The organism is Actinomyces howellii, from assembly GCF_900637165.1.
In the GTDB taxonomy this organism is placed as follows: Bacteria; Actinomycetota; Actinomycetes; order Actinomycetales; family Actinomycetaceae; genus Actinomyces; species Actinomyces howellii.
This window is the reverse complement of sequence record NZ_LR134350.1, coordinates 2,974,437-2,990,020: the sequence shown is the minus strand read 5'-3', so window position 1 is coordinate 2,990,020 and position 15,584 is coordinate 2,974,437. Positions and strand designations below refer to the sequence as shown.

The 15,584-nt window shown below is 72.4% G+C and carries 10 protein-coding genes; 2 read left to right on the top strand and 8 right to left on the bottom strand.

Annotated features, from left to right (window positions below):
* Positions 1-37: 37 nt before the first annotated feature.
* Together EL245_RS12495 and EL245_RS12490 are read right to left on the bottom strand one after the other, a co-directional pair.
* A complete protein-coding gene (locus EL245_RS12495; RefSeq protein WP_126383599.1) occupies positions 38-2,023 on the bottom strand; it encodes an ABC transporter ATP-binding protein in 1,986 nt (661 codons plus the stop codon).
* Positions 2,020-3,753, bottom strand: a complete 1,734-nt coding sequence (locus EL245_RS12490; RefSeq protein ID WP_126383597.1) for an ABC transporter ATP-binding protein — start codon at positions 3,751-3,753, stop codon at positions 2,020-2,022. The genes EL245_RS12495 and EL245_RS12490 overlap by 4 nt, the downstream gene beginning before the upstream one ends.
* A 232-nt stretch (positions 3,754-3,985) precedes the next feature.
* Here EL245_RS12490 and EL245_RS12485 point away from each other — a divergent pair, with 232 nt between their 5' ends.
* The gene (locus EL245_RS12485) at positions 3,986-5,278 is read left to right on the top strand and encodes a chloride channel protein (protein ID WP_126383595.1); all 1,293 of its coding nucleotides are present in this window, start codon (positions 3,986-3,988) and stop codon (positions 5,276-5,278) included.
* Between the two features lie 934 nt (positions 5,279-6,212).
* On the opposite strand, the gene EL245_RS12480 is transcribed toward EL245_RS12485, so the two are convergent.
* The 4 genes from EL245_RS12480 to EL245_RS12465 all read right to left on the bottom strand — a co-directional run bounded on the left by EL245_RS12480 (position 6,213) and on the right by EL245_RS12465 (position 10,917).
* Positions 6,213-6,638: a hypothetical protein gene (locus EL245_RS12480; protein WP_126383593.1), complete on the bottom strand. Its 426-nt coding sequence runs from the start codon at positions 6,636-6,638 to the stop codon at positions 6,213-6,215.
* A 42-nt stretch (positions 6,639-6,680) separates the two neighbouring features.
* On the bottom strand, positions 6,681-7,535 hold the full coding sequence (locus tag EL245_RS12475) for a hypothetical protein (protein WP_126383591.1): 855 nt from the start codon (positions 7,533-7,535) through the stop codon (positions 6,681-6,683).
* A 184-nt stretch (positions 7,536-7,719) separates the two neighbouring features.
* Positions 7,720-9,579, bottom strand: a complete 1,860-nt coding sequence (locus tag EL245_RS12470) for an alpha-glucosidase (RefSeq protein WP_126383589.1) — start codon at positions 9,577-9,579, stop codon at positions 7,720-7,722.
* Between the two features lie 54 nt (positions 9,580-9,633).
* On the bottom strand, positions 9,634-10,917 hold the full coding sequence (locus EL245_RS12465; RefSeq protein ID WP_126383587.1) for a LacI family DNA-binding transcriptional regulator: 1,284 nt from the start codon (positions 10,915-10,917) through the stop codon (positions 9,634-9,636).
* A 152-nt stretch (positions 10,918-11,069) separates the two neighbouring features.
* Between EL245_RS12465 and EL245_RS12460 the strand changes: the two genes are divergently transcribed.
* Complete coding sequence (locus tag EL245_RS12460; protein ID WP_126383585.1) at positions 11,070-13,583, top strand: glycoside hydrolase family 31 protein; 2,514 nt, start codon at positions 11,070-11,072, stop codon at positions 13,581-13,583.
* 39 nt (positions 13,584-13,622) lie between these two features.
* Here the strand turns inward: EL245_RS12460 and EL245_RS12455 are convergent, their stop codons facing one another.
* Complete coding sequence (locus EL245_RS12455) at positions 13,623-14,588, bottom strand: sugar phosphate isomerase/epimerase family protein (RefSeq protein WP_126383583.1); 966 nt, start codon at positions 14,586-14,588, stop codon at positions 13,623-13,625.
* 2 nt (positions 14,589-14,590) lie between these two features.
* The gene (locus tag EL245_RS12450; RefSeq protein WP_126383581.1) at positions 14,591-15,568 is read right to left on the bottom strand and encodes a Gfo/Idh/MocA family protein; all 978 of its coding nucleotides are present in this window, start codon (positions 15,566-15,568) and stop codon (positions 14,591-14,593) included.
* Positions 15,569-15,584: the final 16 nt, after the last annotated feature.

Genomic DNA, 15,584 nt, shown 5'->3' with positions numbered 1-15,584 from the left:
GCGGGGCGGCGGGGGCAGGTGCCCCCGCCGCCCCGGGTCACACGGCCGCCTGGGTGAACTGGGCGGCGTGGAGGCGGGCGTAGGCTCCGCCGCGCTCGAGCAGCTCGGCGTGGTTGCCTTGCTCGACGATGTCGCCGTGCTCCATGACCAGGATGGTGTCTGCGTCGCGGATGGTGGACAGGCGGTGGGCGATGACGAAGCTCGTGCGTCCCTGGCGCAGGGCGGCCATCGCGTTCTGGACGAGCAGCTCGGTGCGGGTGTCGACCGAGCTGGTGGCCTCGTCGAGGATGAGGACGGCGGGGTCGGCGATGAAGGCCCGTGCGATGGTGAGCAGCTGGCGCTCACCGGCCGAGACGTTGGCGGCCTCCTCGTCCAGGACGGTGTCGTAGCCCTGGGGCAGGGCGCGCACGATGTGGTCGACGTAGCAGGCCTTGGCCGCGGCCTCGACCTGGGCGTCGGTGGCTCCGGGGCGTCCGTAGCGGATGTTCTCGCGGATGGTGCCCTGGAAGAGCCAGGGGTCCTGGAGGACCATGCCTGTGCGGGCGCGCACGTCGTGGCGGTTCATCGAGGCGATGTCGGTGCCGTCGAGGGTGATGCGTCCGGAGTCGATCTCGTAGAAGCGCATGAGAAGGTTGACCAGGGTGGTCTTGCCCGCTCCGGTGGGGCCGACGATCGCGACGGTCTGGCCCGGCTCGACGCGCAGCGACAGGTCGCGGATGAGCTCGGTGTCGGGGTCGTAGGAGAAGCGGACATGCTCCATCTCGATGACCCCGGCGCCCCCCGTCCCGGCTCCGGTGGCCGGGACGGTGTCGGGGCGCTGCTCGGCGGCGTCGAGCAGGTCGAAGATGCGCTCGGCGCTGGCGGTGCCCGACTGGACGGCGGTGGCCATGCCGCCGAGCTGGGCCAGGGGCTGGGAGAACTGCTGGGAGTACTGGATGAAGGCCTGGACGTCGCCCAGGCGCAGGCTGCCGCTGGCCACCATGTAGCCGCCGACGACGGCGATGGCCACGTAGGCGAGGTTCCCCACGACCTGCATGATCGGCATCATGATGCCCGACAGGAACTGGGCTCGCAGGCTCGCCCGGTACAGGTCCTCGTTGTCCCGGTCGAAGTCGGCGCGGAAGTCCGCGGTCCGGCCGTAGGTGCGCACGAGGGCGTGACCGGAGAAGGACTCCTCGACGCGGGAGTTGAGCCTGCCGGTCTTGGCCCACTGGACGGTGAAGGCCTTCTGGGAGCGCGGCCCGATGATGCCGAACAGGACGGCCATGAGCGGCAGGACGATGAGCGCCACGAGGGTCAGGCGCCAGGAGATCGACAGCATCATGACGAGCACGCCCACCACGGTGAGCACCGAGCTCAGGGCGCTGGCCAGCGACTGCTGGAGGGTGTTGGCGACGTTGTCGATGTCGTTGGTCACCCGGCTGAGCAGCTCGCCGCGCTGGACGCGGTCGAAGTAGGACAGCGGCAGGCGGTGGATCTTGTCCTCGACCTGGACGCGCAGCCGGTACATCGCCTTGATCATGACGCGGTTGAGGACGAAGCCCTCGAGCCAGGACAGCACGAAGGCCAGCAGGTAGAGCACGAGCACGGTGAGCAGGACCCTGCCCAGGGCGCCGAAGTCGATGCCGGCGCCGGGCACGAGGTTCATGGCGCGCAGCATGTCGGCCATCTGGTCCTGCCCCTGGGCCTCCAGGGCGGCGACCGCCTGGTCCTTGGTCACCCCTGCGGGCATCCGGGCGCTGATGGCGCCCTCGAACACGAGGTTGGTGGCCTGGCCCAGGACCTTGGGGGCGATGACCGCCAGGACCACCGAGGCGACTGTCGAGACCCCGGCCACGGCCAGGGAGATCTTGAAGGGCGCCAGCAGCCCGAGCATCCGAGTGAAGGACGGCCAGAAGGCGGTGGCCTTGCCCGGGGGCGGGCCGTTCATCCAGTCCTCGGAGGAGGCCAGCGCCGCGGCGGCGTCCGCCTCGTCCCTGGCGGTGGTCCCCTCGGGGGCGGTGGGCTCGTCGGTGGCGCTCATGCCAGGGCCTCGCTTCCGAGCTGGGAGGTGACGATCTCGCGGTAGGTCTCGTTGCCGGCCAGGAGCTCGTCGTGCCGGCCGGCACCCACGAGGCGCCCGTCGTCCAGGACGACGATGAGGTCGGCCTCGGTGATCGTCGAGACCCGCTGGGCCACGACGAGCTTGGTGATCCCCCGGGTCGCAGGCCACAGGGCGGCGCGCAGGCGGGCGTCGGTAGCCACGTCCAGCGCCGAGAAGGAGTCGTCGAAGACGAGCACCGCCGGGCGGCGCACGATCGCGCGGGCGATGGCCAGGCGCTGACGCTGACCCCCAGAGACGTTCGTGCCTCCCTGGGAGATCTCGGCCTCGAGGCCGCCGTCCATCGCCGCCACGAAGTCGGAGGCCTGAGCCAGCTCGAGAGCCTCCCACAGCTCGGCGTCGGTGGCCTCCAGACGCCCCAACCGCAGGTTGGAGGCCACGGTCCCGGCGAACAGGAAGGGCTTTTGAGGCACGACCCCCAGCTGGGCCCACAGCGCCTCGGGCTCGGCCCGGCGCACGTCGACCCCGCCGACGACCACCTCGCCGCTGGTGACCTCCAGCAGACGGGCCACGAGGTTGACCAGGGTCGTCTTGCCCGCACCGGTGGACCCCACCACCGCCACAGTCGTGCCCGGCCGGGCCACGAAGCTGATGTCGTCGAGCACCGGCTCCTGGGCCCCGGGATAGGTGAAGCGCACCCCACGCAGCTCCAGCGCACCGGGGGCGGGGAAGACCGTCGTCGCGTCAGGAGGCACCGTCAAGGAGGTGTCAGTCTCCAGCACCTCGCTGATCCGCTCGGCGCACACCGCCGCACGCGGGATCATCATGGTCATGAAGCTGGCCATGACGATGCCCATGAGGATCTGCATGAGGTAGGTCATGAAGGCCACGAGCGTGCCGACCTCGACATCACCCCGACCCACCTGGTGACCACCGAACCAGATCACCCCCACCATCGTCACGTCCAGGACGAACATGACAGCCGGGAACAGGAAGATGAACAGCTGCCCGATCCGCTCACCGACGCTGGAGATCTCACGGTTGGCCACGTCGAAGCGCTCAGCCTCGACCTCCTCGCGCACGAAGGCCCGCACCACCCGGATACCGGTCAGCTGCTCGCGCATGACCCGGTTGATACCGTCCAGCCTCTCCTGATAGGACCGGAACAACGGCACCATCCGCGAGATCGTCACCCCCACGACCACGAGCAGCACCGGCACCGCCACCGCCACGAGCCAGGACAACGACGGAGCGTGGGTCACCGCCATGATGACACCGCCGACCGCGAGCAACGGCGCGGTCACGAGCATCGTGCAGCTCATGAGCACGAGCATCTGCACCTGCTGGACGTCATTGGTCGTCCGGGTGATGAGGGAACCAGCCCCGAACACCGAGACCTCCCGCTCCGAGAAGTCCCCCACCCGACGGAACACGAGCCCTCGCAGGTCACGCCCCATCCCCAGGGCCGAGCGCGCCGCCAACCACGTCGCCCCCACCGCGCACGCACCCTGGACGACAGCCACACCCAGCATGAGCCCACCGGTACGCCAGATATAACCCGTGTCCCCCTGCGCCACACCGACGTCGATGATGTCCGCGTTAAGGTTAGGAAGATACAAGGAAGCCATCACCTGCACGAACTGCAGGACGAGGACTCCGGCCAGGAGGTGGCGGTAGGGGCGCAGACGGGTGCGCAGAAGCGTGACGAGCATGGGACTCCCGGTCTGGGTGGGACGGCGGAGGCGCCGCAAGCGACACGACGCTACCAGTGCCCGGTCCCTCGCGGGAACCGCCTCGGGGCGGGGACTGGGTCACGTTCCTGCGGTCGTGCGACCGGGAGCGGGCGTACCTGACCGGCCCGGGAGCCGCCCCGGGGAGCGAGCCGATCCCATCGAGCCCCCGGCGGTGTCGCCGTACGCCGGGAACCGGCATATCGTCGAGCCGATGCGCTCCGTCTCCCGTCCGGCTCCCGGCTCCAGGCCCTCCCGCGGGGCACGACTGTGCGCCGCGGTCGTCCTGGCGGGCCTGGCGGCCGGGGCGGCCGGCATCGCGATGGCCCTCCTGCTCGAGCTCGTCGAGCTCGTCTTCTATGGCACGACGGGGACGAGCCTTCCTCAGCGGGTGACGGCGGCGCCGCCGTGGCGCCGGGTGCTCGCCCCCGCTCTCGGCGGGGCCGTGGCCGGCACCCTGTGGTGGTGGCTGCGGGCCACCGGCGGCGTCGTGGGTGTCGAGGCCGCGGTGGCCGACCGCTCGGGGGCGACCGCCCGACGGATGGGTCTGGTGCGGCCCGTGGTTGACGCCGTCGTGCAGGTGCTCACCGTGGGCGCCGGCAACTCCGTGGGCCGGGAGGGCGCCCCTCGCCTCATCGCCGGGGCCGCCGCGGCCCGGATCTGCTCCGGGCTGGGCCTGGGCGCCGGGACGACGACGCTGCTGCTGGCCGCCTCCGCGGGGGCGGGGCTGGCCGCCATGTACAACGCCCCCCTGGGCGGGGCGGCCTTCGCCGTCGAGATGACGATGGTGGCCGGGACCCGCCGCCGGGGAGTGGCCCTGGCGCTGCCGGTGGGTCTCATCGCCACGGCGGTGTCGTGGCTGCACTCCCGCGGACGGCCCGCGCTCGAGGTGGTCGTGGACGGACCCGATGCCGCCACGGTGGCGGGCGCGCTCCTCGTGGCGCCCCTGGCGCTCGCCCTCGGCGTGGGGGCGCGCGGGCTGTGGGCGTGGTTCAGGGTCCACCGGCTGCCCGACACCTGGGCGCTGCCTGTGGGTATCGGCGCCGCGGGGGCGCTGACCGGCACGGTCTCCCTGTGGCTGCCGGTCCTGCCGGGCAACGGCAGGGACGCGCTCGAGGCGGCCCTGGGGGCCCCGGCCACGGTTCCCGCGCTCGTCGCCCTCGTCGCGGTGGTGGCGCTCAAGCCGCTTCTCACGGCGCTCACCCTGGGTGCGGGCGCGACGGGCGGCCTGCTCGCACCCTCCTTCGCCCTGGGGGGCAGTGCGGGCGCCGCCGTCGCGGTCGCCTGCACCCTGGCGGGGCTCGAGGTGAGCGTTGCGGTGCTCGCGCTCGTGGGCGCGGGGACGGTCCTGGCGGTCACGCAGCGCGCCCCGGTCTTCGGGGTCCTGTTCGTGTGGGAGCTCGTCCGCACGCCCGTGTGGACCCTGGGCCTGCTCGCGCTCATCGCCCTGCCGACATGGTGGCTGGCCTCCGGCCGTCCCCGTCGGGGCGGCCGGAGGCCAACGTGACGGCGATCGGCCCGCGTTCCGGGCGACGGCCGCCCTACTTGTCGCGTCTTCTGAGCGTCTTGACTACGACCACCACGACGAGGACAACCAGCGCGATGAGGACCGCGGTGCCCCCCAGCGCGACGACGTGGGCGTACGACAGTGCGATGACAAGGCTCCTCGATCAGATCGAGCGACCACAGGGCCGCTGGTGACGGGGTCAATCATATCGCCGCAGCACAGAGGGATGTGTTGCGGTTCACTCTCAATCGATGACCCGACGCAGGTGGGAAGCCGTCGTCGGCCCGGACCGCCTCGAGATGATTGATTCCACGGGGTGAGGTGGGGTGGGGCGCGGGCCAGGACGCACGAGGACGGGGCTCGCGGCACGAGGACGGGGCTCGCACACCGACCCCCGGACTCACCCACCGACGACGAGCGCGAGGTCCCGCGCGACACACACGCCCGCCCACCACCTCGCCGGCCACTCCTCGACGCCGCCACCCCGCACTCACCGACCACCCACAACCGCCCCCGTGCAATCAACGATCGAGAGGACTGATCTCACAGGCTGCGGGTAGGTGTCGCCCTGTCCTGGACCACGCGCCGCCTGGGCGTGATTCGTTCCCCTCGACCGGTCATGTAAATGTCGACCGTCTGTGTGACAGCAATAGCCCGGTCGAGGTTTACATGACCGGTCGAAGCTCACTCGACCGGTCGAGGTCGGGGAGGGTGGGGGCACGCTGGGGGAACCGGCGCTCGGACATCGAGGCAAGCTCGTCGGTTCGCCACTCAGCCGGTGAGGTCGCGTGTCCGTCATACGACCTCACCGGCCTTGTGGCGACCTCACCGGCCTTGTGGCGACCTCACCGGCCTTGTGGCGACCTCACCGGCCTTGTGGCGACCTCACCGGCCTTGTGGCGACCTCACTGGCAGAGTGACGACCTCACTGGTGTCACAGCTGGTTGTCCAGTGCGTCGATGCTCACGCTCAGTCTGCCGCCGGCTGTGCTCACGAGAACTCCGGTCCGGCCGGCCCGGAGCAGGCGCCGCACGGCGCCGCTGCTGTCGGCCTCCATCGAGCACGGGTCGCCGTGGCGTCGCGCGAGCTCAGTGCCGAGCCGGTCCGCACCGGCCGCCAGAGCCTCCACCGGGTACCGGCCGGCCTCGGGACGGAGACACGGTGCGAGAGTGATCTCCTCGCCCCCGAACGGCCGTGGCCGGAGGCTGGCCTCCCAGCCCTGCCCGACCAGGACCGGCTCGCCGTACCTCTGACCCGGCAGGCCACCCAGACCGGCGAGGACCTCCGGGACGGGGGGGAAGTCGACCAGGATCCGGTCGATGGCGTCGACCGCCTGGGGGATCGGCAGGCCGAGGTGCACGGCGACCGGCTCGAGGGCGGTGCCCGACGCCGGCTCGGGTCCTCAATCCTCCTGCCGGGTCCTGGCGGCGATGAGTGCCTGGAGCGCCTCGGGGCTGATGCCCTCGCGCGTGTCGGTGGCAGCCTCCTCGAGAGGGTCGAGCTCCTCCCACTCCCGGGGCGTCTCCGGGGCGAAATCGAAGGCCTCGGTGTCGAAGAAGCGCAGCGCGGTCATGCCGGCCCCTCCGGTGAGTCCCGCCACGACATCGGTCATCGAGACCTCGCCAGCGTCGAGCATCTCCCTGGGGACGAGGATACGGAGGTCGCGGTCCGGCAGAGCGCTGTAGACCTCCACGCCCTCGGGGGTGGACGTCAGGCTGACCCCGCCCGTGAACGAGGGGCTGTTGACGTTCCACAGGTAGGCGAGATTGCTCCACTCGTCCCGGGGGCCGACGGCGGGCAGGAGCTCGATCCAGGGCTGCGGGGTCAGCGCCAGGTCCCCAGGCAGCTGGTCGAGCAGCCGTCCGATGGTGGCCTCGAACTGCGACCAGCTGCGTACCTCCGGCCTGCCCGGCGACCACCAGCCGTTCGGCGGCTCGGCGAGGAGCGCCGAACAGAGGTAGGGCGTGTCCATCAGACCGGGCTCCCAGTACTCAAAGGCCAGGTACTCCATGGTGTCGACGACCTCGTGACGGTCGAAGGAGGAGACCCTCACCGAGTAGGGCCTGCGCGCGGGGGTGATCTCGATGACCCGCGGGCCGCGGTACCAGCGGAAACGGATCCCCGGCCCGAGCATCTGGAGGGGCGGGCCCCCCAGGAGGTCGGCGGCGTCGAGCAGGAACCCGACGACGTCGGCGCGGCTCAGCTCGGAGCCGCTCAGTGCCTGGGCTCGACGGGCGAGCTCGGCCTCATGGTCCATGGTGGTCTACTTGTCAGGATCGAAAGAGCGGATGGCACTGCTTACTCGAGGTGCGTAAGCGAGGTCAAGAGGTCAATGGGCCGACGGAGCTGTCGGACCCGGGCAGGGGTGACGGGCCGGCCGTCACCCGTGCGTGGCCTCCGACCGCGCTCGGGCGTCCCGAGCACGGTCGGAGGCCACCGGCTCAGTCTCGGCGGCGCAGGATGACCGAGTCCCAGCCCTCGAGGCGCTCAGGGACCCCGGCGCCCGAGGCACCGGCCTGCTCAGCGGGCAGGGAGGCCGTGAGCACGCGCTCGGCCTCGGCCCACCGGCCCAGGTCCAGCCCCTCGGCGGCCAGCCGCTCACGCATCGCCGAGCCCTCACCGAGGGCCAGTCCCTCACGCGAGCACGAGGCGATGAGGAGGACCTGCTCACGCCCGCCCTGGGCACCGACGTGCTCGCGCAGGATCACCCAGGAGGCGTCGTCGGCGGCGTCAAGGAGGCGGAAGGTGCCCAGCGCCACGGCGTCGTCGGTGTGGCGCAGCGAGACGAGCGCCCTGTGGTGCTCAAAGACGCTGCCGGGAACGCCCACCTGGGCGGCGGCGTTGACCTCCTCGGCGTTGGGAGCCAGGTCGATCCACGGGGCCGCCGTGGAGAACCCGGCGTGCTCCGAGGCGTCCCACTGCACGGGGGTGCGGGCGTTGTCCCGGGAGTTCGCGGCCATCGCCGCCACGACGGCCTGCGGGTCGTCGCCGACCCCGACGCGCTCGTGGAAGTGGTTGACCGACTCCAGGTCGCGGTAGGAGTCGATGCCGGTGAACACGGTGTTGGTCTGCCCGAGTTCCTCGCCCTGGTAGATGTACGGGGTGCCTCGGTGCAGGTGGAGCACGGAGGCCAGGGTCTTGGCGCTCAGGGCCCGCCAGGCGGGGTCGTCGTCCCCGAAGCGGGAGACCGCCCGCGGCTGGTCGTGGTTGTCCCAGTAGTTGGAGTTCCAGCCCCGCTCTGCCACGACCGCACCCTGCGCGTCGGTCTGGGGGGCCAGGGCCTCCTGCCACGCGGCGAGGTTGGCCTTGAGGGCGGCGCGGTCCACGGGGCGGGGGTCGAACTTGCCGTGGGGCCCGTCGGCCAGGCCCACGTGCTCGAACTGGAAGACCATGTCCACCTCGGCGCGCGAGGGGTCGGTGTACAGCGCGGCCTGCGCCCTGGTGACCCCCGGCATCTCCCCCACGGTCATGACGTGGCCGGGGCGGGAGGCGAAGACCTCCCGGTTCATCTCGGCGAGGAACTCGTGGATGCGCGGCCCGTTGGCCACGGCCTCGAAGCCCGAGCCGTAGAGGGCCCCGGGCCGCAGGGGGCCGTCGACCAGGGGGTAGGTCTTGGAGATGAGGTTGATGACGTCCATGCGGAAGCCGTCCACGCCCCTGTCCAGCCAGCGCCCCATCATCTCGTAGACCGCCCGACGCACCTGCGGGTTCTCCCAGTTGAGGTCGGGCTGCTTGACCGAGAACAGGTGGAGGTAGAACTCGCCGCTGCCCTCGTCCCAGGTCCAGGCCGGACCGGAGAAGGCCGAGCCCCAGTTGGTCGGCTCGGTGCCAGGCTCGCCCGGCTCCAGCCCCTCGACCGTGCGCGCCGGCCGCCAGATGTACCAGTCGCGCCGGGGGTCGTCCTTCGAGGAGCGCGAGGCGGTGAACCACTCGTGCTCGTCACTGGTGTGGTTGACCACGAGGTCCATGACCAGGCGCATGCCGCGGGCGTGCAGGCCGGCGATGAGCTCGTCGATGTCGGCCAGTGAGCCGAAGAGGGGGTCGATGTCCTCGTAGTCGGAGATGTCGTAGCCGTTGTCGTCCTGGGGCGAGCGGTAGACCGGGCTGAGCCACACGACGTCGACGCCCAGGGCGTCGAGGTGGTCCAGGCGACGGGTGATGCCGGGGATGTCGCCCACCCCGTCGGCGTCGGTGTCCTGGAAGGAGCGGGGGTAGACCTGGTAGACGACGGCGCGGCGCCACCAGTCGGCCTCCTGGCCGACGTGCCTGGCGGAGACGACCAGAGGGGGGTGGGGACTCATGAGGGGCTCCTTCGGTGGAGGGTCGTGGGACTGACAGCGGGGAGAGGACCGGCCTCAGCGCCGGGCCTGCCGGCCGTCGGACTGTGGGGAACGAGCCGCTCGGCGTCCCGGTTCCGGGGACGGCTGCGGCTGCGGGGCGGGGGCGAGCGTGCCCCCCTCGCGCCAGGACACAGGCAGCACGACGCGGGCGGACCGACCCGCGCCCTGGTCGACCAGCAGGCCGACGGCGCGGGCGGCCTTGTCGCCGATGGGCTGGCACACGGTTGTCAGGGGCGGGTCGCAGTAGGTGGAGACCTCGAAGCCGTCGAAGCCGACGACCGAGACCTCACGCGGCACCTCGAGCCCGGCACGGCGCAGGCCCGCGACGACTCCGAGGGCGAGCACGTCGCTCGTGGCGAAGACGGCGGTCACCGGGGGCTCGTGGCCGGACTCGGCACCCGCGGCGCGTGCCGCCACCGCCCTGTCCCCCAGCTCCTGGCCTGCCCTCACGCCCTCCTCGAAGCCGTCGGGCACGTCGATGAGCTCGATGAGCCCGCCCGGGGCCCCGGGACCCTGGCCTGCAGGACGGGCCACCGCCCCCATGGCCTCGCGCAGACCGCGCAGGCGCGCCGCAACGACCGGGGAGCCCACGCCCAGGGGGCCGACGACCGCCACCGCACGGTGACCGAGCCCGGCGATGCGCTCGCCCGCCTGACGGCCGCCGCCCAGGTCGTCGATGTTGACGCGCAGGCCCCCGCCGTCCTCAGCGCGGAGGTCGGCGCTGAGCTCCGCGCCCTCCGCGCCGCGGTCCGGCCCGGGCGCCTGGCCGCGGGCGGGCTCGTCTGCGCCGCCTGCGCCGCCTGCGCCTTCGGCGTCGTCGGTCGTCTCGCCACCGTAGTCGTCGATGAGGACGAGCGGGACCTCGAGCTCGGCGAGCCGGGGGCGCAGCGAGGGGGGAACGCCCCCCAGGACGATGACCCCCGCGACGTTCCACGCGCGCAGGCGGTCTCGGAGCTCCTCGGGGCGCACGGGTCCGTCGGCGCCGCGGGTCGAGCAGAGCATGAGGGTGTGGTCGACCTCCTGGCATGCCCGCTCGCAGGCCCCGACGAAGACCGAGGCGTGGCCGCCGCCAAGGGCCGGGCCGTCGCCGGGCACGGGGTAGACCAGGGCGATGAGGCGCGACGAGGCCCCGGCCAGGGCACGGGCCTGGGCGTTGGGGACGTAGCCGAGCTCGTCGATGGCTGCGCGGACCCGCTCGGCGGTGGACTCCGAGACCTTGTCCTCGCGGCCGTTGACGACGTTGGACACCGTCATCGCGCTCACTCCCGCCAGGGCGGCGACGTCACGCAGGGTCGTCATGTCCCCCCTCCCGTGGTCAGCGCTGGCGAGCACCGGGTCCGGCACCGTCGTCGTGTCGTGGCGGCCGGTGTTGACCGCACCCAGGGGCCAGCGTAGCGTTCACTCAGGTTTTGCGTAAAACCCCTTGCCCGTTCTCAGTCGAGAGGCCGACGATGTCCTTTCCCCCACCCGCTGCAGGTGATGCCCCGCAGCTGGCCCCCGCCCGTCCCGAGACGATCGTGTCCGGCCCGACGTACCGCTTCTCGGTCCTGACCGACCGGCTCATCCGCATCGAGCACTCGGCCACCGGGTCCTTCGTCGACGCGGCCACCCAGCTCGTCGTGTCCCGCGACCTGGGCCCCGCGCCCGACTTCGAGGTGCGTCGCGGCCAGGACCGCGTCGAGATCCTCACCGAGCACCTCCACCTCACGCACATCCCCTCGCGCGGGTTCTCCCGCTCGGGCCTGAGCGTGAGCATGCGCTCCAAGGTCCTCAACCCCCACGGCGGCACCTGGCGCCCCGGCGACACGTGGGACCCCGACGAGGAGTTCCCGTCCAACCTGGGCGGGACCTGCCGCACCCTCGACGAGGTCGACGGCCGGGCCCGCCTGTCCCCCGGACTCCTGTCGGTGTCGGGCCACGCGGTGCTCGAGGACTCCGGCTCGCTGCTCATGACCGCCGGCGGGTGGGTCGCCCCGCGCCCGGGCACCGACCCCGCCGACGGGTCGCACCCCGATCAGGACGTCTACCTCTTCGGCCACGGCCAGGACTACCGAGGCGCCCTGCGGGACTTCTTCGCCCTGACCGGCCCCACCCCGCTCGTCCCCCGCACCCTCCTGGGCAACTGGTGGAGCCGGTACCACCCCTACTCGGCCGAGGAGTACCTGGCGGTCATGGACCGCTTCGAGGCCGAGGGGCTGCCCCTGTCGGTGGCGGTTATCGACATGGACTGGCACCTGGTCGACATCGACCCGGCGATCGGCAACGGCTGGACCGGGTACACGTGGAACCGGGACCTGTTCCCCGACCCGCGGGCCTTCCTCGAGGCGCTGCACGCCCGAGGCATGGAGGTCACGCTCAACCTCCACCCCGCCATGGGCGTGCGCCGCCACGAGGAGGCCTACGCCCCCATGGCCCGCGCCCTGGGGATGGATCCGGACGAGGGCGCCGACATCCCCTTCAACATCACCGACCGGGACTTCACGGCCGCCTACCTCGAGCACGCCCACCACCCGCTCGAGGACGAGGGCGTGGACTTCTGGTGGTTGGACTGGCAGCAGGGCGGGACGACCGACCTGCCCGGGCTCGACCCGCTGTGGATGCTCAACCACGTCCACTACCTCGACTCAGGCCGCGAGCGCACCCGCACGCTGCCTGACGGCACGGTGGAGACCTGGCGCAGGCGCCCCGTCACCTTCTCCCGCTTCGCCGACGCCTCGAGCCACCGCACCCCGGTGGGCTTCTCGGGCGACACGATCACGACCTGGGAGTCCCTGCGGTTCCAGCCCGAGTTCACCGCGACGGCGGCCAACATCGGCTACTTCTGGTGGTCCAACGACATCGGTGGCCACATGTTCGGCGACCGCGACGACGAGATGGCCGCCCGCTGGGTCCAGCTCGGGTGCTTCTCCCCGGTCAACCGCCTCCACTCGACGGCCTCGGTGTTCAACTCCAAGGAGCCGTGGCGCTACGGCCGCGACGCCCGGGCTACGATGGAGGAGCACCTGCGCCTGCGCCACGCCCTCGTGCCCTACCTCTACACCTGGGCGCGGCGGGCCGCCGCCCAGGGCGTGGGGCCGGTCCGACCGCTCTACCACGACCACCCGTGGGAGCCGGGGGCCTACGAGCACCGCCGCACCTTCCTCTTCGGGGACCTGCTCGTCGTCCCCATGGTCCACCCCACCGACCCGGTCTCCGGGCTGACGACCGAGAAGGCGTGGCTGCCCGAGGGCGTGTGGTTCGACCTGGCCACCGGCCGTCGCTACGAGGCCGGCCCCGGGGGCCGGACGCTCACCCTGTCGCGCACCCTCGACCGCCTGCCGGTCCTGGCCCGGGCGGGCAGCATCATCCCGCTGGCCGGCGACCTGTCCGAGCCGGCCGGGAACAACCCCCGCCACCTGCGCCTGCTCGTCGTGCCCGGCGCTGACGGCGAGACGGTCCTGGAGGAGGACGACGCCTCGCCCGCCCCCGGGCCCGAGGCGGTGGTGCGTACCCGCATGTCCCTGACCTGGTCCCAGGAGCGGGGCGTCGGCCTGAGCCTGGAGCAGGCAGGGGCCCAGGGGGTCGTGCCCGGGCGGCGCACGGTGAGCCTCGAGCTGCTCGCCGTCCGCGAGGACGACGGCACGGGGGCCCGGGCGGCTCTCTCCGGAGCGGGCGGCGTCCCGGGGCCGGTGGCCGTGACCCCGCGCGGGGAGTCGATGACCCTGGCCGCGGGGCTGAGCGTCGAGCTCGGGGAGGTGGACCTCACCCAGGGGGTCGGGCTCGAGCTCGAGGGCCTGCGCCTGAGCCCCGAGGAGATGAGGACGGGGCTGTTCGGGATCCTGGAGCGGGCGCAGATGCCCTACGCGGTCAAGGACCGCTGCTGGGGGGCTGTCGAGCGCGGGCTGCGCGGGGCCGAGCTGCTCAGCGAGATGCGCGCCCTGGGTGCGCCCGAGCCGGTTCTGGTCGCGGCCACCGAGGTGGCCTGAGGCGCAGAGCCGGCCCGGGCGCAACAGGGGTCGGCGGGCTCAGATGTCCTGGGGCGACCAGCTCGGCGGGGCCACGGGCATGACCCTGCGGAGCAGGTCGACCGTGGCAGCCACCCCTTCGACGGCGTCCAGGACGACGTCCTCGTGCTCGATGGACAGCACCCCGTCGTAGCCCGCGGTCCGCAGGTCGGACAGGAGCCGCCCCCAGAACTGCTGTCCGCCCTCGTGGCCCAGGCCGAGGGTGACGTAGTTCCAGGCGCGGGTCGCCGCCTGCTCGGGCCCCTGGGTGTCGAGCAGGCCGTGGACGTCGGCGACGGCGTGCTGGACCCGGGTGTCCTTGGCGTGGACGTGGTGGATCGCCCCGTCGAGCGCCCGGACGAGGGCGAGTGGGTCGGCTCCCATCCACATCGGGTGGGAGGGGTCGAGGTTGGCCCCCACGATCTCGCCGACCTCCTCGCGCAGGCGAAGGAGCGTGGCTGCGTTGTAGACGAGCTGGGTGCCGTGCATCTCGACGGCGAAGCGCACGCCGTGCGCTGCTCCGTGGGCGGCGAGGTCGGTCCAGTAGGGGATCGCCACCTGCGTCCACTGGTAGTCCAGGATCCGACGGGTCTCGGGGGGCCAGGAGGTGGTCACCCAGTTGGGCGTCGTGTCTCCCGGCGCCCCGGCCGGCAGGCCGGACATGAGCACGACCGTGCCCACGCCCAGCAGCCCGGCGAGCTCGACGGTCTTGCGCACGACGGCGTCGACCTGAGGGCCGGTGACGGGGTGGAGCTGGTTGCCGTTGGCGTTGAGGGCGCAGATGCGCAGGCCCCGCTCCTCCACGGCCGCGGTCAGGCGGCGCCGGGCCTGGTGGTCAGCCAGGAGGAGGTCGAGATCGAGGTGGGGGGCGGTGGACCAGCCCCCTGTGGGCAGCTCGACGGCGGTGATGCCCAGGGAGGCGACCGTGTCGAGCATCTCCTCCAGGGGCAGGTGGGCCAGGGAGTCGGTGACGATACCCAGTTCCATGCTCAGGCCTCCTGCGCCACGGTCGTGGGCTCGGGGACCTCGAGCCTGAGCCCGCCGGCCTCCATGGACTCCACGAGGGTCTGGGCCACGACGGTGGTGCGCAGCGCGTCGCCGGCGGTGGCGGCGCCCTCGGGGATGCCACCGTCCAGGGTCGCCTGGACCCAGGCGGCGAGCTCGGCGCGGTAGGCGGCGGCGAAACGGGGGCGCCAGTCGGCGGGGTAGGTCGCCTGCCGGCGCAGCGAGGTGTTGACGACGAGCTCGTCAGCCTCGACCAGGGCGGGCACGGCGGGAAGCTCGAGCGTGCCGCGCTCGCACACGGCCTCGCAGCGCACGTCGTAGCCGTACTGGGCGTGGACCTGGAGCTCGACGGTGTGCAGCGCGCCGGAGGCGTCCCACATGAGGAGCATCTGGGGGTCGTGGCGCTCGGAGATGAGCGAGCTGGCGCGCCCGCAGGCCCACTGGACGGCGACGATGTCGTGGCCCGAGAGCCACGGCAGGACGTCGATCTCGTGGACGGCGGAGTTGGTCACCGTGGCTGAGGAGTCCTGGCCGGGGTACGCCTCGACGTTGCGGTGGACGGAGTGGGTCATGAGCAGCGCCCCCTCGGCCCCGGCCCTGATCCGCGAGCGCAGGGCGAGGTAGCCGGGGTCGAAACGGCGCATGAATCCTACGGTGAGCAGCGGCGTGGGCAGGGCGTCGTGGAGGCTGACGAGGCGTGCGGCCTCGGAGGCGGTCGGCGCCAGGGGCTTCTCGCACAGGACGGGCAGCCGCTGGTCGAGGCAGGTCTCGACCAGCGGGGCGTGGAGCGGGTCGGGGACGGCGATGATGACGGCGTCGACCGCGCCCGAGGCGATCATCTCCTTGCCGTCGGTGAAGGACCGGGGGGCTCCGAGCTCGGCGGCCAGCGCCTCGGCGCGCTGCCCGTCGGCGTCGGCGATCACGGCGATGTCAAGACTTTGACCGGACAAATCGCTGCGCATAGGTCTCGGGACCAGT

Coding starts and splice junctions, on each gene's coding strand:
- EL245_RS12475 (WP_126383591.1), bottom strand. CDS start 7,535: ATGGACCATGAGGCCGAGCTCGCCCGTCGAGCCCAGGCACTGAGCGGC.
- EL245_RS12465 (WP_126383587.1), bottom strand. CDS start 10,917: ATGACGACCCTGCGTGACGTCGCCGCCCTGGCGGGAGTGAGCGCGATG.
- EL245_RS12460 (WP_126383585.1), top strand. CDS start 11,070: ATGTCCTTTCCCCCACCCGCTGCAGGTGATGCCCCGCAGCTGGCCCCC.
- EL245_RS12470 (WP_126383589.1), bottom strand. CDS start 9,579: ATGAGTCCCCACCCCCCTCTGGTCGTCTCCGCCAGGCACGTCGGCCAG.
- EL245_RS12495 (WP_126383599.1), bottom strand. CDS start 2,023: ATGAGCGCCACCGACGAGCCCACCGCCCCCGAGGGGACCACCGCCAGG.
- EL245_RS12450 (WP_126383581.1), bottom strand. CDS start 15,568: ATGCGCAGCGATTTGTCCGGTCAAAGTCTTGACATCGCCGTGATCGCC.
- EL245_RS12485 (WP_126383595.1), top strand. CDS start 3,986: ATGCGCTCCGTCTCCCGTCCGGCTCCCGGCTCCAGGCCCTCCCGCGGG.
- EL245_RS12490 (WP_126383597.1), bottom strand. CDS start 3,753: ATGCTCGTCACGCTTCTGCGCACCCGTCTGCGCCCCTACCGCCACCTC.
- EL245_RS12455 (WP_126383583.1), bottom strand. CDS start 14,588: ATGGAACTGGGTATCGTCACCGACTCCCTGGCCCACCTGCCCCTGGAG.